Below are 24,735 nucleotides of genomic sequence, written 5' to 3'. Positions count from 1 at the left end.
TTTTAGCTGGTTGCTTGGTTTACAGCAAGTAATTGCTGAACTTTGCTGCTCAGTAACAAGGCGGTTTCTAACATCAGTTTGTGTGCGATCTGATCAACGTATCGGTTTTGCCAGTGTTCTAACTCGGAGCCTTTGACCCATTGGTTAAATGCACCCAGCGCAGGGCCCGTATGTACCTGAAAATTTGTACGGGTTTGTTCTTTACCTGCAAACGCTAGCTTCATTGAATGGGCAAAATACCAGCGAAAAATACGCGCCATTTTGTATTTTCCATCCGTTTCTGCCCGGGTGATATCTTGCGTGCGATTGGTACTAAGTAAGTGTTGTTTGGTTTGTTGCCAAACAGCCTCAAATGACATGCCGAAATACTTGTCTTGCAGCTGGTTTTTTATGTTCTCGGGGAGTGCATCAAGCGAATCATATTGTTGGTAAAGCTGGAAAAGCTTGTTGGCACGAGGTGCAAAAAGCACGCCTTTTTTTAGTACTTGTACCTTAGCGCCAGTTTCAAACATATCGCCTGCGGGGGCGTAGTCGGTGTCTTGCACATTAATGGTTTGCAGCATGGTTTTGACCAAGTCAGAAGTACCCGCTTCGACCGTGCATTGATTAATGGAACCCGTCAAAATGAAATCAGCACCCATCATAAATGCCGCGACAGCAGAGCTGGGGGTACCAATCCCACCACCGAGCCCAATTCGAGGCGTGGCATTGAAGTTGTATTGCGCTACTTTTTGGTCTCGCAGGTTTTGTATCGCTGGTAATAAAACCGCTGGTAAACCTCTATCTGTATGTCCACCTGAATCGGCCTCAACACAAATATCATCACACATAAATATGGCTTGGCTCATCAGCGCTTGCTCGGGCGTGATCTTCCCCTCGGCCAGAAGCTTTTGAACAATGCGCTCTGGCGCAGGACTCAAAAAATGGTCTGCCACTTCCGGTCGAGACAATTTGGCAATGATTTTATTGTTTGACTTGATAATGCCATTAGAGTCTTGATACAGACCTTTTAAACGATACAACACCAAAGCGGGTGTAATGCGAATGAACGCGGCCGCTTCAATACAGCGTACATTGTGTTGCAGATAGAGTTCAACTGTGGCTTGCTCAAGTTGAGGAGAGTCTAGATTTGCGACCAGATTGATGCCATAGGCTTGCTGTGGTGATAAAGTTTTTTGAATCTGGACAATATCTTGCTCAATATCTTTTAGTTTTCTGCCACCAGTGCCTAAAAAGCCCATGAAGCCAGCCTTGGCTAAAGCAATGACTAGCTCCTTCGATGCAATCCCTCGGTACATGCCTCCGGCTAGGTAGGCGTATGTTATGCCATAGTCTTTTTTAAACGCGGCACAACCTAAGCTTTGTGGACAAATAAGTTGAGCGTGTTTAGTTGTGGGTTTCATGCATGTCCTTTGGATAATTGCGATGTAATTACATTATCATGAAAAATAAAGGTTTTATTCAAAAACGAGCATACAAAGATGGTGTGACAGACACACCATTGGCAGCTATGGGTTAGGGTAATAGCTAATTATGCAAACAAAATGGAGAAGGAATAAAAAAGTCAATTAATCGTACGTTATGGCCAATTCACATCTTAACTCGAAAGCCAAGGGGCTTTTTTTAAGCTCTAGCTTTTAATGTGTGAGCGAATGCCGAGCGAACCACGAGCGAAGGCAATGAGTGTTCGCTCGATCTGCATTGTTGTTTTCGATTAGGGGGTTGAGGCGTTTACCGCTTGTGGCTCAACGTCAATATGATGGCTTAGCCATTTATTCATCACCACGCATGCAGTGAGGTCGCCCGTTACATTCAACACGGTTCGACACATGTCTAAAATGCGATCCACGCCTAAGATCAAGGCTATGCCAGCGGCTGGCACACCGAAACTCGTTAGAATTGAGGCCAAGATAACGATACCGACCCTCGGTGTACTGGGTGAACCAATTGAGGCGCCCACGGTGGTTAAGATCAGCAGCACAATTTGGCTATCGGTGAGTGTGATGCCAAAAACCTGAGTGAGAAAAATAGCGGCAACAACCTGATAAAGCGCGGTGCCATCCATATTAATGGTGGCGCCCAGCGGCACGATAAACTGGACGATGGGTTTTTTAACATTGAGTTCTTGCTCAGCCGTGCGCATGGAAAGTGGCATGACAGCCGCAGAACTTGACGTTGAAAAAGCCAATAACTGAGCACTTTTGATGGCAGATAAAAAATGCAGAGGATTAAGCTTACCAATGAATGTGGCGAGTAGAAGGTAAGCGATAAGTAATAACAACAGCCCAAGGATCACGGTACCAACATATGCCGACACCCCAACTAAGGCGTCAATACCAATTCGAATGGTAATGTCGCATAGCAGACCGAACACCGCGAAGGGGGCTAATAACATGGCCCAATTAACAACGCGTAATGACAGTGACTGTGCCGCTTCGGTTAAATCGAGTAACAAGACTTTTTGCTTAATACTTAGAGTTGTGAGCGCAATACCGATAAACCCAGCGTACATCACGACAGCAAACATATCCTTGTCTAAAGTCGATTGAGTAATATTCTCAGGAATGATAGAAACCATTCTTTCAGGGATACTTTTTGGTGTGATTTGTTGTGTTGTGACTGTGCTTGTTTGTGTATTTAAACTGGCGAGTAGTTCACTATCCACATAGTTGCCGGGCTTGATAGCTGTTGCCACCACAAGGCCGATGCACACAGCGATAAAGGTAGTGACCACAAAATAAGGAAAGATACGCAGTCCCACCTTCTTTAAAAACTCGGTGTCTTTATTACCTGCTACGCCTAAAATGATGGATGACATAACCAAAGGAATCACCACCATTTGAATTAACGCGAGGAACACCTTCCCCGGTAAGGCAACCCATTGCGCTACTTGGTTGGCGCTACTTTCACTGATTAACGCAGCGCCTTTAGGCGATAACAACAGTCCTATCGATACACCCAATATAAGCGCGATAACGATTTGCAGCCAGAGCATGTTTTTTTGCAATAATTGGTGAACGGGGCTTTGAAGGTTCATGATTTTATCCTTACGTGGGTTCGCACTAATTGTATCAATTACAAAATGTTAGTATCTTGACTAATATCAAAACTTCGGTGTCAGCGCCCTAGTCACTATCCTTAAATTTTCTTTTTGTACGTTACTCAAAAGTAATATTTGCGTTTACAGCTTATTAAATTAGAATTGTCTCGCGAAATTGTTCCTTAATTTATTACAAATAGGGAATAAAAAGGATCATGGATGATTTTGTACTTTAAACCTAAGCGTTACATACACTGTCATCCCGCCTTGCGTATACACAATTAAATCTCAAAAACACATATCAATTAACTTAACTTTTAGGAGAATTCTCATGAAGTTTTGGGAAAAGGATTTTTTCCGAACATTTATTATTAGCGTGTTCTTTACCACCTTATTGAGTGCTTGTGGTAGTGATAATAATCACACTGTATCAGTTGACCCTAAGCCTGCTGTGAAAAGCAAAGATGCCATCGTGGTTGGTGCAGGGCTATCTGGACTAACGGCGGCTTATGAGCTTGAACAACAAGGCTTTAAAGTCACCGTGCTTGAAGCACGAGACCGCATCGGTGGGCGTGTTGCAACCTATGAAATGGGCGAGCAAACCGGTGAAATTGGTGGAGAGTTTATTGATGGGCTCACTGTCCATAAAGAAATCCATCGTTATGCGAGTTTGTTTAATGTTGAACTTGCCGACACTGGATACTCAGGGGACATTGAATCGGGTGCATACTACGTCGACGGTCAATTGGTGAGCTACAGTGATTTTGACAACAATTTTAATCGAGAAATTGTGACCGACGTTAATCGATTTTATGATGAAATGAATCTATTGACTGCCGCTGTGCCAGATCCTGAGCACCCTGCCAATTCAGAGTTAGCCAAACAGTATGACCAAATGAACGTAAAAACTTGGTTAGATGGATTACAACTTCACCCTTCAGCTTATCAATTGGCCGAACAGTTTGTGCGTGGTGAGTTTGATGAACCAAGTCAGTTGTCATTACTGCACCTAGCACAGTATGCCAAGGTTTACGAAAATGTTTCGGATGATGATGTGGAGTCATTTCGCTTCTTGAAAGGCGGACGAGCAATGACCAAAGCGTTTGCAGACAACATTGAAGGCGAGATTGTTTTAAACCAAGCAGTTACTGATATTACCCAGCAAGGTGAAAAAATTACCGTTACAACAATCAGCAAGCAGCAATACACGTCTGATGTGATAGTGGTTACTGTACCGCTCAAAGTGCTCAATAAAATCAATTTTTCCCCAGTTTTACCTGAAGCAATGATGGATGCTGCCAATAAGATTAACTACGGCACGCATTCCAAAGTGCTTCTTCGCTACAGCAAACGTTTTTGGTTAGATCAAAATTTAGGCGGGGATACGGTCGTTGCAAGCTTACCTACGGGCTGGACATGGGAAACGACAGAACGTCAAGGTGGAGAGGGTGGCATATTAATCGCTTATACTTCAGGTGATTTCAGCTCGATGCAAAAGCATTGGACCGATCAGCAAATTATTGACACGCGTTTGGCTGAGATTGAGCTTATGTATCCTGGTTCGTCTGCCTACTTTGTCGAGGCAAAAGCGCAAAATTGGCTCAATGAAGAATGGACGAAAGGTGGCTTTTTGGCTTATGGCACAGGCCAAATGACAAAATATTGGGATTTGTTTAAGCAACCGACAGGTCGCATTTATTTTGCAGGTGAACATACTGACACGCTTTATTTAGGCTACATGGAAGGTGCCGTGAGAAGTGGTGTACGAGTTGCTCAGCAGATCAGCGAGCTTGGTCTGTAAACTTAATTTTGGTAGCGCTTTCATTATTTGGGAAGCGCTACCATTTGATAGATACTCAGATAAACTCAAATAAATGAACGAGAAGTAAACTTAATTTATGCGAAAAAGAAACCGCTTGCTTGGTGTGTTGCTCATCATTCTACTAGGGCTTACTGTCGGCCTAGTGCTCTATCACAATTCTCAAAAAGTATGTTGTAATGCCAAGACGCCTTTTAATAACCCTCACATGCATGTCGAGCCAAGTTCTGTGCTTGTAACAAACGAAATAGACCCTATTCCAGTAGCTCATAACGCGAGCGAGGTAAGCTGCCCAGAGCTGAAACACGTTGAGCTCTATCAGCAAAGATTGGAAGCAAGCTTTGTTCAAGCTAAAGCCATAGGGTGGTATTTTGAAGGCATGGATAAGTTTCAAATAGCCAGCACGTTGGCTGCACTATATGGATATAACAAAGCGATTGAATGGGTAGAACAGGTCAATAGCCTATCGCGTTATCACGAGTTGCATCATGAGCTTATCCAGCAATTGAATGCGCTGGAATATGATACCAAAAGGGAACCTGGGAAGATGTATTTACATAATCTTGCCACTTATACAGTCACAACGTACACACCCGACTTTGATGTGAATAGCCAACTTAATTTATACCCAGATATTGAACAGACACTTTGGCTAGGCGAGTTTGAGCAAGCGTTGCACAAAAGTGATGTTCAGCGAGCTATGTTTGCAATTAGCCGATTAAAAGCGCCAATCGACAATCCGATGTTTTTCCAACACCCACTTCGCAATTTGAACAATATGTTGTTAATTGGTGCACAGCCGCCAGCACAATCGGAGCAATTATTGACAGCTTTGTTTGAGTTAGCGCCTTTATATGTTGGGGATGAAATGCCGGTAAGCCCAATCGAGCGGTCTTTGAAAGGGTTGGTAGCGGATAAAAGTGCGCGTGAAGTAACACGAATCAATAAAACACAATTTAAGCCCAATGCGCAAATTCAAGCGCGAATTGACAGCTTAAAAGTCCAATATTTTGAAAAAAGTGACACGCCGCAGTTGAGTGATTATTGTGAAAATACAACGACTGATAATTCGATAGTCATTGAAAAGGTTAAATCATCTGAAGTGGATACCGCGCTCTCTGCACCATGGCTCGCTGTCAGTCGTTATTTATGTCCAGAGCGTGATTATATGTTTGCCCTGAACGCACTCAACAGTGCAATGAGCCGATACGGTGTCGAGTTGAGCGGCTTAGAAACTTATGACTCGATATTGCGCCAAAAAAAGGAGTTAGCACAGTTATTGCCTCACCTTGATGAGTATGAATCAACCATGCTTTATGAGCTGGTTTTTAGTCGCATTAAACCGACTGTTGAACAAATACTCGAGTTAAAAAGTCATGGGCTTATTCCTGAAAATAGTGACTTTTACTCACTCATTTACCACTTACCGTATGAGAAAAAAAAGCAGTTTTTGAGTAAATACTTGTATCAGTTAAAGAACACCAATGCGATGGGTTTTTCATTGATAGCGCAGGTTATGGATAAAAGTTTACGAAGTGATGGTTATGACGATGAAACGATCCCTTTTTTGATCTCACAAGGGCTTACGCTTAAAGGCCGCGATACGGATATTGACCCGCTTTGGTTTGCATTATATGTGATAAGTAATTATCGACAAGGCGATGCAATTCCAATCAACACTTTGAACAGTTTGATAGAGAATACGCAGCTCAGCGATTTGCACCGCAATATGTTATTTAAGATAAAACGTAATGATAAGGCATTGTATGACAAGTTAATCACACAGTTGCCCGCATTGGCGTTACCCGCGCCAAGTCAGCTTATCGAAATAGAATGTTTGCGATAAGCGACTGTTGACGGCTAGGGGCTATTTATACACGTCTTTTTCTTCAACTTTGTCTTTTGGTTGCTGGTCTTCTGCTTCATCTTCGCTTTCATCATTGAAAATATCGGTATTGATGATATGACCATCGACAATCAACATTTGCTCGTGCGCTGTTTTTTCTTCGATACGAGGGTCCAGCGTTGCCGCCAAAGGCGAATTAGTAATATCTGACGGGCTCGCAACGTAGTCACTAGGTTCTGGTTTTTCCGCTTTTTGTCGTGCATTGATATAGGTTAATAGTGAATACATGATGACAGTTAAAACCGCAAAAGAAGCATAAAGCGCGTGGTGGCCAAAAAAGGTCATCACTTGTGCTAAAAGCGCTGAACCGATACTTGCTCCTAAACCAAATGCAACGAGTAACGCCGACGACACGCCCACTCGATGTTCATCGTCAACTCGAGAATTAGCCAAGGCTGAAGACAGGGGATACAAGGTAAACGCGAACAGGCCAAATATAAACGTCAGCACATAACTGAGAGGTGCTTGAGTTGGCAAGAAAAACAACGCCAGCGATGTTAAACCAATGATCACAGCATTTGAGCGCAGTAAAATACTACGGCGAATTTTGTCGGAAATAATTCCCATCGGCCACTGTGCAAGAAGACCGGCAAATATTGTAACAGACATGTACATCGCAATTTCCGTCGCATCAAAGCCAGCTTTGCTAGCAAAGGTAGGCGCAAGACCGTAAAAACTGCCATTGATAATGCCTGCAAAGTGCACTGCAGTGAGAGATTGGGGCACTTTTTTCACAAACTCGAACATACTCACCTGAATTGGCTTAAGAGGTTTGGGGTGAATACGACGCGTTATAGAAATCGGCACAATACCAAAGGAGACAGCGATGCATATTAAGAATAGGGGGGCATAGCCAAGTTCAGGAAAGTGAGAAAGCGTGTATTGGCCTGCAACCATGCCCAGATACGAACTCAGCATATAAAATGAAAACACCCGACCACGCTGTTCAGGCGCCGCTTGCTCGTTTAGCCAGCTTTCAAGCACCATGTAATTACACATCATGCCAAGACCAACGATAAAGCGTAGCGCAAGCCATAAATACAAATTGTCACTGACCCCGTGCGTTGCAACACAGGCCGTTACTATTGCGGTACTTGCGCCGAAAGCGCGAATATGGCCAACCGATTTGATCAGGTAATAACCTAATTTAGAGCCGCATAACAGGCCTAAGTAATAACAAGAAGTGAGTAACCCAATCCAAAAGGTCGATACGCTATGTTGGCCTAAATACAGCGCCAAGTAGGTGGTTAGAAGACCAGTTCCACCGACAAGGAAAAGATTTGTAAAATATAGAGAAGGAAATGACTTCATAATGCTAGCTCATGACTATATTGGCTGATAATAGGTTGCTAAGTTACTAATAATAGTGATTAAAGCTAATAAAACCAAGCTAAATGAAGCGAACGGTTCGCGAATATGTACTATTACGGAAATTAGCCACGATTGAAAACAATTGCTGTGTTCGTTGATACCTCCACAAAGATTAATGTCACTTTACTCCATACAGAGAGTGCGGCTTTGGGGAGCTTAACTAGTCATATCAATTGAGCAAGCTTTTCGCACGGCGTCTAAAAGCTGCTCTTTCACAATTGGCTTACCAACTACATCATCCATTCCCGCATCAAAGCACTTTTGCGCGTCGTTTTTCATGACATTGGCGGTGAGCGCCACAATGGGAGTTTTGTTCCGCTGTTGCAGCACTTCAATCTTGCGAATTTCTCGTGTCGCGGTGTAACCATCCATTTTTGGCATTTGTACATCCATTAAGATAATGTCGTAATGGTTATTCTTAAACATGTCTACGGCTTCCTCGCCATCACGTGCTAAGGCAATGTGTTTCACGAAACCTTCTAACATGGAACGAGCGACGATTTGATTCACTGCGTTGTCTTCCACAAGCAGCAAGGATACGTTCAAGCTGATTATGTCATCTTCAGAAGAAGCAGTAAGTTCCTTTTCTGCTTTACTTTGTTCACTATAAATGTCTTTAAACTCTATGAAGTTACAGCTTTTTTGTCGTAGCAACAGTTCGATAAAATAATCTACTTTAAGGCTTTCGATTGGTTTTAATAAGAAACCACTGACTTTTGCGTCATGTAGTGTTTGCATTTCAACTTTTGCTGAAGAAAGCAAAATGATTGGCACTGCTGGGTTATGTTCTTTGATCTTTTTGCACAAAGATAAGCCATCATAGTCTGGCATCATGTAGTCGAGAATTACGACGTCAAAACTGTGCTTATCAAACTCTGCAAATGCTAAGGTTGGGTCACTCAATGCGGTAACTTGTGCGCCTCTTTTTTGCAGCAACTGGGTATATATTTGCAAGTTAATTTCATTGTCATCAACAAATAAAAGAGATGTGTTTGTTAAGTTAGGTAGCGAGTTTTCCTCGGATTCTTTTTGACTTTGCTCACAGACTTGGCTTTGTATATTAAAGGTAAATGTTGACCCTTCGCCTTTAATACTTTTGACACTAATATCGCCACCGAGCATATTGGCTAATTTTTTAGAAATCGCGAGGCCCAGACCTGTGCCACCAAATTTTCTTGTTATTGAGTTGTCCTCTTGTGAAAACTTGTCAAATATGGTTTCCAAAACGTCGGCTTCAATGCCTAGGCCTGTGTCAGATACCGATATCTCAATATTGACACGGCCTTCTTTCTGACTGATTAAAGACGCTTGAATGGTGATATTGCCTTGTTGGGTAAACTTGTAGGCATTGTTGGTCAGATTGCTAATGATTTGTCTAAGACGAACTGGGTCTGATTTAATGAAAGGGGGAATATCTGGGTCTATGCCCAGTATGACTTCAATCTTTTTATCACTGGCTTTTATGGAGAGAAGTTCGGCGATTTCCTCCAAAAGTGAGTATACATTGAAGCCAATTACCTCTAGTTCAAGTTTGTCAGCCTCAATTTTCGAGAAATCTAAGATGTCATTTAAAATAGTCAACAATGATTCCGAAGAACTTTTAATTATGTCACTGTAACGACTTTGCTCTGTACTTAACCCTGATTCAGACAAAAGTCGATTGACGCCCATGATCCCATTCATCGGGGTTCTTATTTCATGACTCATGTTGGCCAAAAATTCTGATTTCAACGCGTTGGCTTTCTCTGCTTGCGACTTGGCTTGCTCCAATTCGGTCGCATATTTGAGTAGTCTTGCCTCTTCTTCTTTTCTATCGGTAATATCATGAATAGTGCCAACAAATTGTATACCATTGGGGAGCAACATTTCACTGATACTTAGAATGATGGGTACTTCATGCCCATCCGCATGACATGCGGTTACTTCTCTAGACTTACCTACAATTTTGGCCTCGCGGGTTTTTAAGTATTGTTTGATATAACCATCATGCTTTTCTTTGTGTTCAATGCTCGCAAGTACGGAAATATTCTTGCCGATAAGCTCGACGGGGTTATGGCCCAGCACATGCAATACCGCTTCATTGGCGGACTGAATCGTGCCTTTGTCGTTGATCACTATCATAGGATCGATGGCGGCGGAGAAGATGGTTTTTAGCTCAATATCCGCTTTAAGTTGTTGTACTTCATCCTGCTTAATTTGCCGAATTAAAATAAAAGCGTACAGAATGGCGCCAAATATCATGAAGATCGCCAAAGTGGCTACGACAATTTCAAAGGCTTTGAGTCGCTGAGCGGTACTTAACTCAGATTCAAAATCAGCAACTTGTAGTGTTCTTATTTGTTCTGAGAGATTTGAAATATCTTTTGCAACAGCGGCGTAGTGTCTGTCCATTACCGACATATGCATGGCAGACTGTGTGGTATCACTTGAGTCAAACTTGGCAAAAATCTGCTGAACCTGCTCATCAAGTAATTCAAAATCTGCATATGCCGCATTCACAAAGCTTAACTGTTCGCTCGGGGTTTTAAGTAAATCACTCTGGCTAATGTGATGCTTAACTTTTTCTAAATGACTAATGAATTCAGATTTTGCTTTTATGTAGGCAACTTGTTCAGAGTGTACTTGGAATGAATCAAATATATTGTTGCCCGGCGCATTGGTGGCTAAAGCTTTTTCATTTAGCTGCGCAATCAGTGATTTTAGTTCGGCCCAGCGCTTGTTGGTTTTTACAGTGTCATGGTAAATGCTAATAATTTCTTTGTTGAGATATAAGCTGATTGACACAGTGACTATGCTGAACAATGCCAAGGCAAAGTAAGCATAAAACCATTTGGGTTTTGAGGTGTTAAAAAATGCTTTATTAGTCATTAGATTGGCAGCAGCATCCTAGCGAATGAGACAAATTTAAGTCTAATAGATCTTCACTAAAACGCTAGGTGGTGTGTTGATATGCGCTAGCTGAGCGCCAGCGCAGTCGCGTTGTTAGAAGTTAACTTGTCTCAAGTGAGTGTCTTTGACTTTAATATCCATAAACTGAGGTTGCTCGATGGTGAAACTCCCATCTAGAAGCGCCTCAATAATATCTGTGCGACTGAGTTTTGAATTGAATCCAAACTCCATATTCTGATATTCCCACTTATCTTGTGCTTTGAAAAACAACAGTATTTGTGCGTAATCAGCTTCTTCAATGATAAACAAGAATTCGAACACCTCGTCATCGTTTAAATGCACAGGAATTAAATAAACTCCTTTACTGGCCGCAATAGGTGCAGGGTTCGACTCCGAATAATCTTGTAACGCTGAGCGTAAACCTTGCGGTATCTGTTCAACCAATAGGTCACCTTTAATAATGAGCGCATCCAAAATATCGATAGCGGCAGAATCCTCGGTTTGATTTGCAAAGGCTGCTTTGATCCTCATGTCCAATTGTGGATTTGAGTCGCTATAATGCGCGTCAATTTCGTGTAATGCCTCTCGTCCTGCTTTGCCCAAGTCTTTTGCAAAGTAATAAACATCAACGTCGTTTACCTGCGTTGTGCCATTGTGAATTCGGGCTAATTGGTTCTGCGCACTGAGATGTTTAAAGTCCAAAAGAGGCGATTGACTTACTAACAGCGCAGCAATGAGTAACAGGCCTAATCGAGTATTGACAGGCGCGAGTGAGAGATACCAAGTCAACTTGTTCTTTATGATACTGATGCTGTAGCAGGTCACATAGAGCGTTAAAAACACCCACATAAACACCGCCCACAAACGACTTATGCTCAAGCCGTATTGTTCTACTCTAAGCCACAAACCATAGCCGCTGATCCCCATGTAAATGGGCAAAAGAGCAAGACAGACTAGCAGTATTTGGTAGGCAAGCTTTGGCATTTTAGGGGCGCAATCTCCCTGCTGGAATGCCAAGTTTAGGGTAAACAAGACTAAAGCGGTTAATACAAACACAAGATTACTGCCGCCGTTTTCCCACAGTGGTTCAAGTCCTTGTACGGCAAGCGCAACAAGAAAGACAGTACTCAGTAGCACCAGAAGTGGCAATATCGCCAGTGATAATGTTTGGATCAAATGATTTGCTGTATTGACGACTTTGTTCCTACTGCGCACTTTTAAAACACCAATGGCATGGGCGAGTGAAAGCGCAGGATAAATAAACCAGGGTTCGTAAAATATGTCTTTAAAAAGCTCAATATTGATCAAACCAAACAACTCGGCCCAAAGCACAATAACAAGCCAAACAATCAACGAAAATATGCTGGCTAAAAATAAGGTAATGATGAGGCGACAGGTATTTTCAAACAACAATTTGTAACTGACGTGCCATTGCTCAGCTTGGTTGCGCATCGAAGCGGCGAACACGAACACTTTGAAAGTGAGTAGGCTCATGATGGTCGCAAAGCTAAATCCATGCATGGGCAAATCGGGGTGTTCAGGGTAAAGTAGTTGGCTTCCGGTATACATGCCTAGCAAGAATGCCACGAGCGTATAAAGCGCGGTGATTGTATAGAAATGTCGAGGTGTTTCAATGGTGACACCATAAATCAAAATTGAAGGCCCCGTTAACAGTGTGGCATAGCAGGCTAACAGCCAAGCGGGTGAATCCGAAATTGACCAGCCGAAACTATGTGACTGATGCAACAGCAGCAACCCTAAGCCCTGAAGTAATGCGACGAGTAATAGCCATTTTCCTTGGCTTTTATCGAAATCAGATGATGAACTATCCAAAGTTTCTTCCTTTATTATTGAACTAAAAATGTAATTTTATGCTGTTGTAGGTTAACACTCAATGAGCGAAGCTGCGTTGTCTCTAAGGCTTTGCGAGCAATAAATCATTGCTCGCAAACTGGTGAATAAGCCTTCTGGCCATTGAACTTAATCAATGTGGAAACGGCCGACGAGTTGATCCAATCCTTTAGCCAGCTCAACAAGCGCTTTAGCGCCATTCGATAAGCTATCTGATGCTAGACTGACTTGATCGACTGACTCGGTCAGACCGGCAATTTGATCATGAGTTTGGCTAGCCGAGTCGCCTTGTTGTCTTGCATCGTCTGCAATGGTTGCCACTAAGTTTTTGACTTTAGTTACGCTATTTGCGATATCTTCAAACGCTTGGTGCGCTTCTTCTGATTGGGAAATAGCTTCACTTGAAGCGCTGACGCTTTCGGTCATTTTGCTTGATACAGCGCGAGTTTGCTCAATCAACTTAGTGAGCACTTGTTCTATTTCCTGAGTGGCGTCATGTGAACGTTGAGCGAGGGTTCGTACCTCATCCGCTACAACTGCAAACCCGCGACCCTGCTCACCTGCGCGTGCAGCTTCAATGGCCGCATTGAGAGCGAGTAGGTTAGTTTGTTCGGCGATACCACGAATAACCCCAAGGATATTGGTGATGTTGTTACTTTCAGCTTCAAGCTGTGAGATCTCCGCCGCTGATGCATCCAACGAGGTGTTCAACTGTGCCACTTGACTCACGGTATTGCTAATTAGCGTATTGCCAGAATGGGCATATTGATCGGTTTGTTCAATTTCATCCAGCGAACTTTGACAGTTTTGACTTACATTTTGTGCCATATGATGCACTGATTCCGTATTTTGAGCCGCTTGTTGTGCGGTGCCTTGCTGGTTACGGCATTGACTTCGAATATCATTAATTTGTGTTTCAAAGTGTTGTGCTGAGCTGTTTAGTGTGTGTGCATTTTGCTGAATATCTTTCACTAAACTATTGATTGAGTTTAAAAATTGATTAAACCAGCTGGCAAGTTCACTGATCTCATCTTTGCCGATAACCTCTAGGCGCTTGGAAAGGTTGCCTTCACCTTGTGCGATATCGCGTAGCCCTTCTGACACTCGTTCAATAGGGAACACAATTTTGTTGGCAAGCACTACCGCAATCACACCAAAAACAACCAGCATGACTAATGCAATGGCAGTGATACTCCACGACATGCTGTACGCCGATTGCAAAATTTCATCCTCATCAATCACTGCAACAAAGCGCCAGTCTAGCTTTTTGGAATGATAAATTTTTGCATCCAGCGTTTTGTTTTTGGTTTCGATGGTTATGTAGGGTTTGTTACCAACATTGGCTATTTCTTGGTATAAAACTAGGTCTATGTCGTTAATGTTTTTAAAATTATTCTCTGGGCGTTTTGGATCGGCCAAAATCGTGTTTTTACCATCAAGCAAAATTAAATAGCCTGTTTCTCCAAACTTGATGTTGCTGACAATATCAGTCAGGGTGGAGAGCGTAACGTCAAGCGACTGCACACCCACAAACTTTTCACTGCTATCAAAAATACTGGTTGCAACGGATACCATTGCTTGGCCCGTAACGCCTTGATAAGGTTCTGTGATGATCACCTCATTGCCGGAAGATTTTGCTTTTTGATACCAAGGGCGCTTTCTTGGATCGTAGTTACCCAAAGGTTCGGCTGGATATTGCACAAAACCGCCCGTTTCTGAGCCTAAATAAACAAACAAAAGCTCCGGGTGAGTTTGCCCAAATGAGGTATACAACTCAAAGATATTACCTTCGGCAGGGGAGTTCTTTAACGGCGTCATGGCCTTTTCAGCGCCAAAATATTGCGTAATGTTGTTGGGCATATTTGATACAGCTTTATGCTGTGCTAAAAACTGTGCGTTGTTTTTCATTTGGTCAAAAAACAACACAAAGCCATTTTCAATTTGACGTATTTCACTCTTTGAAAAGTCTAAAAAGCTTTTGAGAGATTCTTGTTTGGTTTTAGAAATACTAACCGTTGAAATTGCAAGGATGGGCACGATCACAGTGAGCAAAAAACTGATAATTAGTTTTTGGCGCATTCTCATAGGTTGCTCCTGTAGCTAGGCACTTGGCAGGCAAAAGTCAGTGAGTAGTTGTTATCTTTTTTGCCTGCTAATGGTTGTCATAGAATGTATTCACTTGCTCTGAGAGAGCATCCTTGGCGACTTTGAATGTTTGGTCACTTTTGCACGATGCCAAACATTCAGTGCGGTGGATGATATGTAAACCCACAAACGCATTAGCCAAGTATAGTTACAATAATAATATACGCCTAGTTTCGCTATAGTTTCTAGCAACTTATTTGATGCTTTTTAAGTAGTTTGTAAAAGTCTGAGTAGTTGGCAGCCACGAAATATGAAGCGACACTTAATGTTCACATAAAACTGTGGCTACCAGTGTTGACTGAACCCTAGATACTTTATTGTTCGATAGTCATAGGCTATTTATTGTGTGTTATTCACACGTATGTGGGCCATCACAACTAATCCAGATTCTTTCTATTCGGCATGACTGTTCGTCTTTAACCCTTTTGTTTACGTAGTTATATCCATACTCATTCTCTACTAAATGCAAGGTGCCTGAAAGGCTATGCCCTGGTGTTCTTCCATCGCCACCTTTGCGCACTGAATGTATTATTGAAGTGGAGCACTGAACATGTGAATCAAAATGTTTAGACACTGAAACCCAACCGTCATCATAGTACTGACCACCAGCATATCCGCTAATATTTCCATCCCATGTACATTGAGTAAATGGAACCTTTTCTTGTACAGTTTTATAGTCACATACCCTTTTTTCTTGCCAGTACCCACTACTCGCTAATACTGAGGAGCAAGAAAGAAGAAAAATTGCAGAAGCGGTTATTTTTTTTAACATTTTGTTTCCTTATTTGTTTTTTTGCGGGGACAAATGTACCTTTTATTAAACCGTAAGTAAATGCAGTGTTTTAATAAGGTGTTATTTTGTAAGTATCGTGATTTGAGTCTCTTCCTGTTTTGTTACAATAATATACGCCTAGTTTCGCTATAGTTTCTAGCAACTTATTTGATGCTTTTTAAGTAGTTTGTAAAAGTCTGAACGGTTGCGCTGAGCGAGCTTTGCCGCTTCTGCAACATTGCCTTGGCACAAAGAAAGTACCTTTTGAATGTAGTCATATTCAAACTGCTTTTTCGCTTCATTGAGTCCTTGAAAGCTGTTTTGCTTCAGCTCAGGGATCGCATTTTCAACAATGTCTTGAGTGATGAGCTTGCCTGAGCACAGTGCCACTGAATGCTCTATCACATTGTGCAGTTGTCGAACGTTACCCGGCCAGTCGTAGCCGAGTAAGCACGTCATGGCTTGAGGGCTTATCACCTTTTTATCTTCGCTAATGTGCTCAACAAAGCGATTTGCCAGCAGTGGAATGTCTTCTGGTCTATCTGCAAGGCTTGGCAAGTGTAATGAAACCACGTTTAGTCGATAGTATAAATCTTCTCGAAACTCTTTATTCGCAACAGCCAACTTTAAATCTTTATGGCTGGCTGAAAGTAACCGTATATCAACCGGTTGTTCGGTTTGGCTACCCACAGGGCGTACGCTGCGCTCTTGTAATACGCGAAGTAATTTTACTTGTAAGTCCATTGGCATATCGCCAATTTCGTCCAAAAAGAGCGTTCCGCCATCAGCACTTTGTACTAAGCCCAACTTATCTTGCGTTGCGCCGGTAAAGGCCCCTTTTTTATGACCAAACAACTCCGATTCCAGTAAATGTGCAGGCACAGCACCACAGTTAATTGCCACAAATGGCCCATCACTTTGGTTACTTGCTCGGTGAATGGCCCTTGCTGTGACTTCTTTACCTGTACCGCTGGCACCTTGTATCAAAATATTGGCCTGACTGGGTGCTAAGGCTTGAATATGACGAACCACTTGCGCCATGGCGGCGCTTTGATAAACAAGACCGTGAAAATATTGCTTGCTGATAGAGGCATCTCTTTGCGCATTGTTTTGGATGGTACTTTCAATGGTCTCTAGTAGCGCCTTGCTTTCGATTGGCTTACTCAAAAAGCTGACAAAGCCTTGTTGCACCGCTTCTACCGCATCGGGAATAGACCCATGCGCGGTCATCATGATCACGGGTAGGCCAATATGGTTCTTTTTTATATTTTCGAATAGCTCGAAGCCATCCATGTTGGCCATTCTCAAGTCGGTTATCACGAGATCAACGATGCTTTCTTGCAAAATTTTTAAAGCCTGCGTGCCACGGTGAGCGGTAAGCACGTCATAGCCATTGGCTTCAAGGCGCATACTTAACAGCTCAATGAGTGATTCATCATCATCTACAAGTAAAATGGTACTTTGGTTCATAGCTCGGCTTCCTCTATTTTTGTGCTGGTTGTTTGATTTGGTGGCGCAGAGAGCCTCGCTCTTTCGATGAGTGCCAGCTTATTTTTCATTTCTGTAATGGCTTTTTGTGTATCCTCCAGCATTTTGCTTTGTGCTTGGTATCGTTTGTTAAGCGCTAAGTGCGCCAGTTTTACTTCGCGTAATGCTTTGGTTTGCTGATGTAACATGGAAAAATAGCTTAAGTAAGCCTCTGGCCAATTAGTTTGTTGGTGCAGTGCTGCGAGCATTTTTAGTTGAGTAGTGGTCGATGAGGTATGACAGAATTCACTAAAAAAAGTACTCAGAACGTCATCAAATTTATAACCTAATAGCGGCTGCTTTGTAGAGCCGTCACAGGCATGATGATGGGCTGAAAGCAGTACGCTTAAAGGAGCAAACTGTGTTTGCTTATTGTTACTCGGACCTATGAATGTGGGGCTGTTATGTGCAGCATTAAATGACTGACAGCCACTTAACACTAGAACTATCAAAAGCATCGCTGTGTTACGCATAGTGCTTGGCTCCTTCAATTGGAAACTGAATACAAATATGTGCACCGGGACTATTAAACTGCCATTCAATGGTGCCACTGAGTTGTTTGACGCATTGCGCGACGATGGCCAGACCTAAGCCACTGCCAGTATTCGCTGTACTGTGTTTTCCTCGGTAAAAGGGCTCCATCAATTTATACTGCTCTTGAACATCTATTCCCGGGCCATCGTCAATAACTTCAATTTGTATAGATTGTTCTCGCTTGGTAACAAGAACCTGAACGCTTGCATTGGCATACTGCAAGGCATTGCCAACAAGCTGCGTTAAGATCAACTTCACAGGCAGATAGGGTAGCGGTTGCTTGCCTATCGCATTGTGCCAATCTATATGGATCGCATCTCTTGTTTTGTGGTCGCTAAAATGTTGCTCAATTTGCGTTTTGATCTGGCTGAGGTGTTTATGTTGCTGTTCCAACGGATGACTGGCCGCACTGTATTTCAGTAAGTCATCAATTAAGCTACCTAATCGGCACAGCGCTTTTTCCATTAAGACAACGATGCGATTTTGTGCGTTGGTGAGTGAACCAAATTCGTGACCTTTTAGCAGACTATTACCTTCTGTTAGCGAGGCCAATGGGGTTTTTAACTCATGGCTGACGTGGCGTAAAAAGGTATCTTTTTGTTTATGACTTTTTTGTAGTTGCTCACGCAACCAGTCTAGTTTATTGCCGAGTAAGGACAGTTCCTCACTGCCGCTGAGTTCGATTGGCTTATCAAAATATCCACCACCCAGTTGCTTTATTGCATGTTCTAGCGACAACAATTGTGATGAAACTCGGCGGATCATCAATAAGCTGACCAAAGCTAATAAAGGGATCATGGCCATTAGGCCAATTAAAAAGCGTTGATTAAGCGATGTGAGTTTGTCGGCTTGGCTTTTTAAATTATCAGATAGCTGCGCTTGAAACAGAGGTTCTAGTTCGATTAACAGACTTTGCATGTTGGCGTAATCGAGGGTTTTAAGGCGTGCATTTGGGACCAAATTGAGCAGTTGTTGCCATTTAGCAACGACGGTAGGTGATTGACTCGCTTTTTTTAAAATAAAAATATTCTTTTTTGTTTCAAGCCACTTTTTTTCAATGCTGTTTTGCAATGCAGCATCTTCAAGTAGCTCATTGTTTAGTTGTGCTTTTTCGAGCGCCAACACATCCGTTTTTAACTGGTTGAAATTAAGGATAAGAGATTGATTATATTTGTAAATTTCAAGGCTTTCATGTTGGTGCGAGGTCAGATTTTGGGTATACCACAGAGACAACAAAACAATGGGGAGAGCGGCGACTAACAAGGATAGCCGTGTTTGTTGGCTCAAAGATTGAGAAAAAAAACGAGAACCTGACTGCTTGACCTTAATGAGGCGTGATATATGCCGCCAATTTAACCAATTTATGTTCACGTCATATTGCTCCTAATTGGTCATGTTGCCAAATGGCAACATTTTATACCTATGATTTATAAGTCTTTTTCATTTGTGCCTTGTTTCGTGTTGCTATTTAGCAACACGAACACTTAATCCTTCCTGAACTAAATCAAGGTGAAATTATTAACTATCTGAATCTTAACGTGTTTTTTGTTTTGGCACTAAAGTTGGAATAGTAAGACCACAGCACATCATCGCTTTGAAATTTAAAGTTTTAAAGTGTTGTTTAAAACGAGCCAACGTTGCTAGTGAGTAGGCACTAGTGACGACTAACAAAAGGAATCGCACGATGAAAAATGTATTAATCACAGTGTCAATGCTTACCCTTTCTTCAGCATCAGTAGTCGCTCAGGCTAGCAGCTCATTTTCGATGTTAGATGCCGATGGTGATGGCGTTATCAGTTTAAGCGAGTCAAAGGCACTGCCAAAACTAATGTCTCAATTTAAAGACTTAGATAAAAACGCTGACGGTGTTTTAAGCGTTGAAGAGTTCGCAGAATTTAAGGCTAAGTAAGTTAGTAGCAAATTAAATAACCCAACATAGGTTGGGAGATACAAATATAAATAACTGGAGTACAACATGAAACTAACACACGTATTTACACTAACGTTCGCCTCTCTTATGAGCGCATTTGCTTTGGCATCAAACACGTCATTTGAGTCATTAGACGCAAATAAAGATGGCGTCATAAGCCCGACTGAAGCGCAAGTATCATCAAAGCTTGCTAGCCAGTTTAGAGAGCTTGATGCAAACAAAGACAACGAACTATCACCTGTAGAGTTCGCACATTTTAAACAGTAGGAGAATGAGCCATGAAAACACTCAATGTAACACTGACATCACTTGTATTATTAGCGAGCACTTCAGCAATGGCTGGTCAATTTAGCGACTTTGATAGTAACAAAGACGGTGTGATCAGCCAAAGCGAAGCCGCAGCTTCAGAAAGCCTGATGGCTGTTTTTGATGAGCTTGATGCAAACAAAGACGGTGAGTTGTCGCCAGAAGAGTTTAACAAGTAATCCCTAGAGAGTCATATCTCGTCCAAAGCCCAGCTCGTTCTGGGCTTTTTTGATTGTTATTTTTTATTTGCACACCAAACACCAAGAAAAATGAGCAAAACGCCCCATATTTGGATGGGATGAATCTCGTTAATAAAGGTATCAATTACTAAGCTGGTTGATAGCTGTCCAGAGATCACTAAAAGTGTTGTAGCGGTTGCCCCAAGCTTGGGTATCACATAACTATTGAGCATGACAAAAAGTACACCAAATACGCCGCCGAACCAAAAAGCAGTTGGTGTGTCGAGCAAGCTGCTAACAGGTAATGGCTCTAGCCAAGCAACTAAAACACTCAATAAAATAAAGCCGTTTAAATGATTCCAAAAAGACGCATAGAGTACATTGGAATGCATGCTGAGCTTGCCGTTTAATACGCGACATAAGCTAATACAGCAGCCATTGAGTAATGCGAGTAAAAACATAGGGACCATTTAGCTTGCCCCCAAAGTGATCAATAAACTCCCCGCGCAGATAAGAAGCAAGGTGATTGCATTTTTTATGCGAAACGTTCTTTTTGCAAACCCCAGTAGCCCAAACGCATCACATATGAGTCCAAAAGTAATTTGTCCTACCATGATTAAAGCGATGGACCCCGATAAACCCAGTTGACTATTCACCGTGATTGCAGCCAGCAAAACGGTAAACGCCCCGGGTATGCCGCCCAAGTAGGCCCAAAGAGGGGCGCTCGCGCTTGTTTGTGCTGCAAAATTAGCATTCGACCAGCAAAAAACAATAACGAGGATTAAAGCACAAATAACCGTGCCAACTGCGTGTGCCAGCCATGAAGTTAGTAAAGCTGAGGTGAATAGTGCTACTTGGCTATTCAGCTTAATCATGATTGCGAGTGTGATACCGCCTGTAAATGCCAATGGCAGTGCTGATTTTAAGATTGTCATGTTTGCTCCCTAAATTGTTTGCGTGGAGCATAATAGGTTTCTTGAAAGTTGATAATTAGCTATATTAAGAAAACTTAGTTTCCTTCAAGTAAACATTCATTGGACAGCTTTTCACATATTCCTATTTTTATTAGTGTTGTTGAGTCTGGTAGCTTTTCACGTGCGAGCCAACAGCTTGGTATGACGAAGTCGGCCGTGAGTAAACGCATCAGCAGCTTAGAAGCGCAGCTTGGGGCTAAACTTATTCATCGCACCACGCGTAAGCTTTCGCTCACCGAAGCTGGTGAGCAATATTACAATTACGTGAGCGAGGCTAACGCACTGATAAAAGAGGGGGAAGACGCTTTAACTAGCTTGCAGGGCACCCCACAAGGGCATTTAAAAATCAGCGTCCCCATGGTTTTTGGACGCTTACATATAGCGCCATTATTGAGTGAGTTTTTACGCTCGTATCCGCAAATTAAGCTCAGTGTGTCTATGGATGACCGCGTTGTTGATTTGGTGGAAGAAGGGTTAGATATGGTTGTACGTATTGGTGAATTGCCTGACTCAAACCTCGTCGCGCGTAAACTCTCTGATTGCACAAGTGTGCTATGTGCATCTCCTGAGTACTTAAAGAAGCATTCCGAGCCTCTGGCTTTGAGCGAGCTAAAAAACCACAATTGTTTATACTACTCCTATTTTAGAGCTGGCATTGAGTGGTCCTTCGACGGCCCCGATGGCCTTGAAAGGGTTAAACCAGAGGGTAATATTCAGGTAAACAACAGCGAAGTACTCAAACAACTTATGCTCGATGGTGTGGGCATAGGTCAAATGCCGCTGTTTATTGTTAGCCGCGAGTTACAAGCCGGTTTGCTAGTTCCTATATTGACGCAATATAAATTACCGTTACACGGTATTTATGCTCTCTACCCACAGCGGGTATTTGTTCCAGCCAAGTTGCGCGTGTTTTTAGCATTTTTGACCGAACGATTGGGCCCATTAGGCGCACAGTGGTGAGTAACACCTGTTATTTAATCAAGGCACTGCACAATGGCGCATATTGCGTTTTTCTCAAGCACAGTGGTAAGTAGCGCACTTACAATGGTTTTGTTGATCTTTTTGAACGGTGTTTGTGAGGTTATATCGACGAGTTGTTGCCATTTAGCAACAACTAAAGGAGATTGACTGATTTTTTAAAATAAAAATATGATTTTTTGTTTTAACTCTGTTTTGCTCGCCACTTTTTCACAACCCTATATCCTCCTATCGCTTGTAGTACCATGCGCTTTTTCCAAGCGATACAATATGCGTTTTTAGTTACTTCGAAATAAAATTTAACCAACTGATTTTTAGGTAAAACACCATGTTTTATGTTGGTTTTTGGTCAGGTTTTGGGTATGCCACAGTGACATTATCACGATAGATAAAAATGCCACAACCAACGTCAAGTGAGGTTTTTGTCTCAAAGGGTGAGGAAAAACGCGCACTGGATGGATTAACCGTAATGATGCGTGATATTGGGCGCTAATTTTGACCCGTTGATACATACAGCTTATTCCTGCCAACTTATTGCGTTGCTAAATTGCAACAGGCTATCTATATGATTTATAAGCCACTTTTGATTGTGCTTGGTTTCTTGTTGCTATTTAGCGACAAGGCCACTTAATCCTTCCTGAACTAAAGCGATACATAAATTGTAACTATCTGATTTTTAATATGTTATTAGTCTTGGCATCAAAGTTGGAATAGTAAGACCACAGCACATCATTGCTTTGAAACTTAAAGTGCTGTTTTACAACGAGCCAAAGTCGTTAGTGAGTAGGCACTAGCGGCGATTAACAAAAGGAATCGCACGATGAAAAATGTATTAATTACAGTATCAATGCTAACTATTTCTTCAGCACCAGTAGTAGCACAAGCGTCCAGCTCATTTTCGATGTTAGATGCCGATGGTGACGGCGTGATCAGCTTAAGTGAATCGAAGGCACTACCAAAATTAATGTCACAATTTAAAGACCTAGATACAAACGGCGACGGTGCTTTAAGCGTCGAAGAATTTGCAGAATTTAAGGCTAAGTAATTAGCACATCACCAATAACTCAAATTTGATGGTGACATTGTCACACATAGAGTTCACATATTTTACATAGTTGGAGAATGAGCCATGAAAACATTAAACGTAACACTAACATCACTTGTATTACTTGCTAGCACGTCTGCGATGGCTGGCCAATTTAGTGACTTTGATAGCAACCAAGACGGCATGATCAGCAAAAGTGAAGCAGCAGCCTCTGAAAGCTTGCTAGCCGTATTTGATGAGCTTGATGCAAACAAAGACGGTGAGTTGTCACCAGAAGAGTTTAATAAGTAATCCGTACTGAGTCTTTGGACGCAAATAAAGAGAAAAAACGACCACACTTTAGTGTACACATATTTTAAATAGTTGGAGAATGAGCCATGAAAACACTACACGTAACACTGACATCACTTGTATTACTTGCTAGCACGTCTGCGATGGCTGGCCAATTTAGTGACTTCGATAGCAACCAAGACGGCATGATCAGCAAAAGTGAAGCGACAGCTTCCGAAAGATTGCTAGCCGAATTTGATCAGCTTGATACGAACAAAGACGGTGAGCTATCACCGGAAGAGTTTAACAAGTAACCCCTACCCCACAAGAATGTTATTACAGCCCACAAGCCCAGGTTGCTCTGGGCTTTTTTGTGCTTTCTTTACTCCACAAACAAGTTGTAAATGACGAAATAGGCTCAACTCAAAAACTAAACTAAGAGGCAAATTAGGAAGAGGGCAGTGTCTAATCATCGGTCTTTTTTTTCCTAAGGAAAGTCAGGTTCTCCTAAACGCGTACTGGTTGTTTGATCTTCCCATAAAACATGCAATTGGCGTGAAAATAGTGACTCAAATTGGAATGCTAATTGCTGATCTAATGACTTTTAACACTGCAACCAGTTTAAGGACTAAACATGAATACTCAAGGGATCAGTAATTATAATCAGGTTTATCAAACTAATCAGGGTGTTAGCAAAGCTCACTCTGGAATTAATAATGACAGCGGCAAGGTTCAGGGGCTGGAAATTGCCAAAGCACCAATGCATGCCGCCGGCAGAGAGTTTGATTTTTCGAATATGACGTTGCAAGAACAATCAAATGCCGCTCAGGCTTTGTATGATCAAGGTTATCTTACAATGGGTGAAATGGCCTTTATGACTGGCCGTTATGGTTTAATAAAACATGATGGACAGTTTGGTAGTACGACACTTGCTCAAGCTAACAGTGAACGTTTCGATGTAATTGGAAAAATGACAGAGGGTTTAGCTGATGTGAAGTCTCAAGGTCAAGCAACAGGCGATGTTATTAACAATTACAATACTTTGATCCGCAAGCTTGAAGTTTATCAATATGGCTTTAATGCGAGCGCCTGATTAGGTGCTCGTCTTCTTTATTGTATGGAGTTTAGATATTAGCGTTTTGCTCGTCGACGTTTTGTTAAATCAGTGATTTGGCCATTTACCGCGGTAGTGTTTAGAA

At 42.2% G+C, this 24,735-nt stretch carries 22 protein-coding genes; 10 read left to right on the top strand and 12 right to left on the bottom strand.

Translation table 11 applies throughout. The features are described 5' to 3' along the window. Nucleotides 1-2: 2 nt before the first annotated feature. Together AC5FX4_RS20675 and AC5FX4_RS20670 are read right to left on the bottom strand one after the other, a co-directional pair. Nucleotides 3-1,403, bottom strand: coding sequence for a PfaD family polyunsaturated fatty acid/polyketide biosynthesis protein (locus AC5FX4_RS20675; protein WP_493608305.1), 1,401 nt, complete (start codon nucleotides 1,401-1,403; stop codon nucleotides 3-5). 311 nt (nucleotides 1,404-1,714) lie between these two features. After that, nucleotides 1,715-3,037, bottom strand: a complete 1,323-nt coding sequence (locus AC5FX4_RS20670) for a dicarboxylate/amino acid:cation symporter (protein WP_493608304.1) — start codon at nucleotides 3,035-3,037, stop codon at nucleotides 1,715-1,717. 334 nt (nucleotides 3,038-3,371) lie between these two features. Between AC5FX4_RS20670 and AC5FX4_RS20665 the strand changes: the two genes are divergently transcribed. Together AC5FX4_RS20665 and AC5FX4_RS20660 are read left to right on the top strand one after the other, a co-directional pair. Continuing rightward, entirely contained in the window at nucleotides 3,372-4,841 is a 1,470-nt protein-coding gene (locus AC5FX4_RS20665; protein WP_493608303.1) for a flavin monoamine oxidase family protein, read from the top strand. 97 nt (nucleotides 4,842-4,938) lie between these two features. Next, complete coding sequence (locus AC5FX4_RS20660; RefSeq protein WP_493608302.1) at nucleotides 4,939-6,705, top strand: hypothetical protein; 1,767 nt, start codon at nucleotides 4,939-4,941, stop codon at nucleotides 6,703-6,705. Between the two features lie 21 nt (nucleotides 6,706-6,726). Here the strand turns inward: AC5FX4_RS20660 and AC5FX4_RS20655 are convergent, their stop codons facing one another. The 8 genes from AC5FX4_RS20655 to AC5FX4_RS20620 form a co-directional block, all read right to left on the bottom strand. Then, nucleotides 6,727-8,076 carry an MFS transporter gene (locus AC5FX4_RS20655; protein WP_493608301.1) on the bottom strand — a complete coding sequence of 450 codons (1,350 nt, stop codon included), beginning with the start codon at nucleotides 8,074-8,076 and terminating at the stop codon, nucleotides 6,727-6,729. Between the two features lie 216 nt (nucleotides 8,077-8,292). After that, nucleotides 8,293-11,004, bottom strand: coding sequence for a response regulator (locus tag AC5FX4_RS20650; protein WP_493608300.1), 2,712 nt, complete (start codon nucleotides 11,002-11,004; stop codon nucleotides 8,293-8,295). A 114-nt stretch (nucleotides 11,005-11,118) separates the two neighbouring features. Beyond that, on the bottom strand, nucleotides 11,119-12,858 hold the full coding sequence (locus AC5FX4_RS20645; protein WP_493608299.1) for a DUF4153 domain-containing protein: 1,740 nt from the start codon (nucleotides 12,856-12,858) through the stop codon (nucleotides 11,119-11,121). 147 nt (nucleotides 12,859-13,005) lie between these two features. Beyond that, nucleotides 13,006-14,955 carry a methyl-accepting chemotaxis protein gene (locus tag AC5FX4_RS20640; RefSeq protein WP_493608298.1) on the bottom strand — a complete coding sequence of 650 codons (1,950 nt, stop codon included), beginning with the start codon at nucleotides 14,953-14,955 and terminating at the stop codon, nucleotides 13,006-13,008. A gap of 415 nt (nucleotides 14,956-15,370) precedes the next feature. Then, nucleotides 15,371-15,793 carry a hypothetical protein gene (locus tag AC5FX4_RS20635; protein WP_493608297.1) on the bottom strand — a complete coding sequence of 141 codons (423 nt, stop codon included), beginning with the start codon at nucleotides 15,791-15,793 and terminating at the stop codon, nucleotides 15,371-15,373. Between the two features lie 156 nt (nucleotides 15,794-15,949). Beyond that, nucleotides 15,950-17,263, bottom strand: a complete 1,314-nt coding sequence (locus AC5FX4_RS20630) for a sigma-54-dependent transcriptional regulator (RefSeq protein WP_493608296.1) — start codon at nucleotides 17,261-17,263, stop codon at nucleotides 15,950-15,952. Beyond that, a complete protein-coding gene (locus AC5FX4_RS20625) occupies nucleotides 17,260-17,793 on the bottom strand; it encodes a hypothetical protein (protein ID WP_493608295.1) in 534 nt (177 codons plus the stop codon). Before AC5FX4_RS20625 ends, AC5FX4_RS20630 begins: the two co-directional genes overlap by 4 nt. After that, nucleotides 17,786-19,225: a sensor histidine kinase gene (locus tag AC5FX4_RS20620; RefSeq protein WP_493608294.1), complete on the bottom strand. Its 1,440-nt coding sequence runs from the start codon at nucleotides 19,223-19,225 to the stop codon at nucleotides 17,786-17,788. Before AC5FX4_RS20620 ends, AC5FX4_RS20625 begins: the two co-directional genes overlap by 8 nt. A gap of 313 nt (nucleotides 19,226-19,538) precedes the next feature. Here AC5FX4_RS20620 and AC5FX4_RS20615 point away from each other — a divergent pair, with 313 nt between their 5' ends. From AC5FX4_RS20615 to AC5FX4_RS20605, 3 genes are all read left to right on the top strand, one after another. Next, complete coding sequence (locus tag AC5FX4_RS20615) at nucleotides 19,539-19,763, top strand: EF-hand domain-containing protein (protein ID WP_493608293.1); 225 nt, start codon at nucleotides 19,539-19,541, stop codon at nucleotides 19,761-19,763. A 66-nt stretch (nucleotides 19,764-19,829) separates the two neighbouring features. Continuing rightward, nucleotides 19,830-20,051, top strand: coding sequence for an EF-hand domain-containing protein (locus AC5FX4_RS20610; RefSeq protein WP_493608292.1), 222 nt, complete (start codon nucleotides 19,830-19,832; stop codon nucleotides 20,049-20,051). An 11-nt stretch (nucleotides 20,052-20,062) separates the two neighbouring features. Next, entirely contained in the window at nucleotides 20,063-20,269 is a 207-nt protein-coding gene (locus AC5FX4_RS20605; protein ID WP_493608291.1) for an EF-hand domain-containing protein, read from the top strand. A 56-nt stretch (nucleotides 20,270-20,325) separates the two neighbouring features. Here AC5FX4_RS20605 and AC5FX4_RS20600 read toward each other — a convergent pair whose 3' ends face one another. Then, nucleotides 20,326-20,739, bottom strand: coding sequence for a DMT family transporter (locus tag AC5FX4_RS20600; protein ID WP_493608290.1), 414 nt, complete (start codon nucleotides 20,737-20,739; stop codon nucleotides 20,326-20,328). Beyond that, nucleotides 20,740-21,204, bottom strand: coding sequence for a DMT family transporter (locus tag AC5FX4_RS20595; RefSeq protein ID WP_493608289.1), 465 nt, complete (start codon nucleotides 21,202-21,204; stop codon nucleotides 20,740-20,742). Nucleotides 21,205-21,303: 99 nt separating this feature from the next. Here AC5FX4_RS20595 and AC5FX4_RS20590 point away from each other — a divergent pair, with 99 nt between their 5' ends. From AC5FX4_RS20590 to AC5FX4_RS20570, 5 genes are all read left to right on the top strand, one after another. Then, complete coding sequence (locus tag AC5FX4_RS20590) at nucleotides 21,304-22,203, top strand: LysR family transcriptional regulator (protein WP_493608288.1); 900 nt, start codon at nucleotides 21,304-21,306, stop codon at nucleotides 22,201-22,203. 838 nt (nucleotides 22,204-23,041) lie between these two features. Next, nucleotides 23,042-23,266 (top strand): EF-hand domain-containing protein, encoded by a 225-nt coding sequence (locus AC5FX4_RS20585; protein ID WP_493608287.1) that lies wholly within the window; start codon nucleotides 23,042-23,044, stop codon nucleotides 23,264-23,266. Nucleotides 23,267-23,350: 84 nt separating this feature from the next. Continuing rightward, nucleotides 23,351-23,557 (top strand): EF-hand domain-containing protein, encoded by a 207-nt coding sequence (locus AC5FX4_RS20580; protein WP_493608286.1) that lies wholly within the window; start codon nucleotides 23,351-23,353, stop codon nucleotides 23,555-23,557. 86 nt (nucleotides 23,558-23,643) lie between these two features. Then, entirely contained in the window at nucleotides 23,644-23,850 is a 207-nt protein-coding gene (locus tag AC5FX4_RS20575; RefSeq protein WP_493608285.1) for an EF-hand domain-containing protein, read from the top strand. A gap of 320 nt (nucleotides 23,851-24,170) precedes the next feature. Then, the gene (locus AC5FX4_RS20570) at nucleotides 24,171-24,629 is read left to right on the top strand and encodes a hypothetical protein (protein WP_493608284.1); all 459 of its coding nucleotides are present in this window, start codon (nucleotides 24,171-24,173) and stop codon (nucleotides 24,627-24,629) included. Nucleotides 24,630-24,735: the final 106 nt, after the last annotated feature.

This window comes from Pseudoalteromonas sp. ATL1, assembly GCF_058933015.1.
This window is presented reverse-complemented; position numbering and strand designations above follow the sequence as displayed.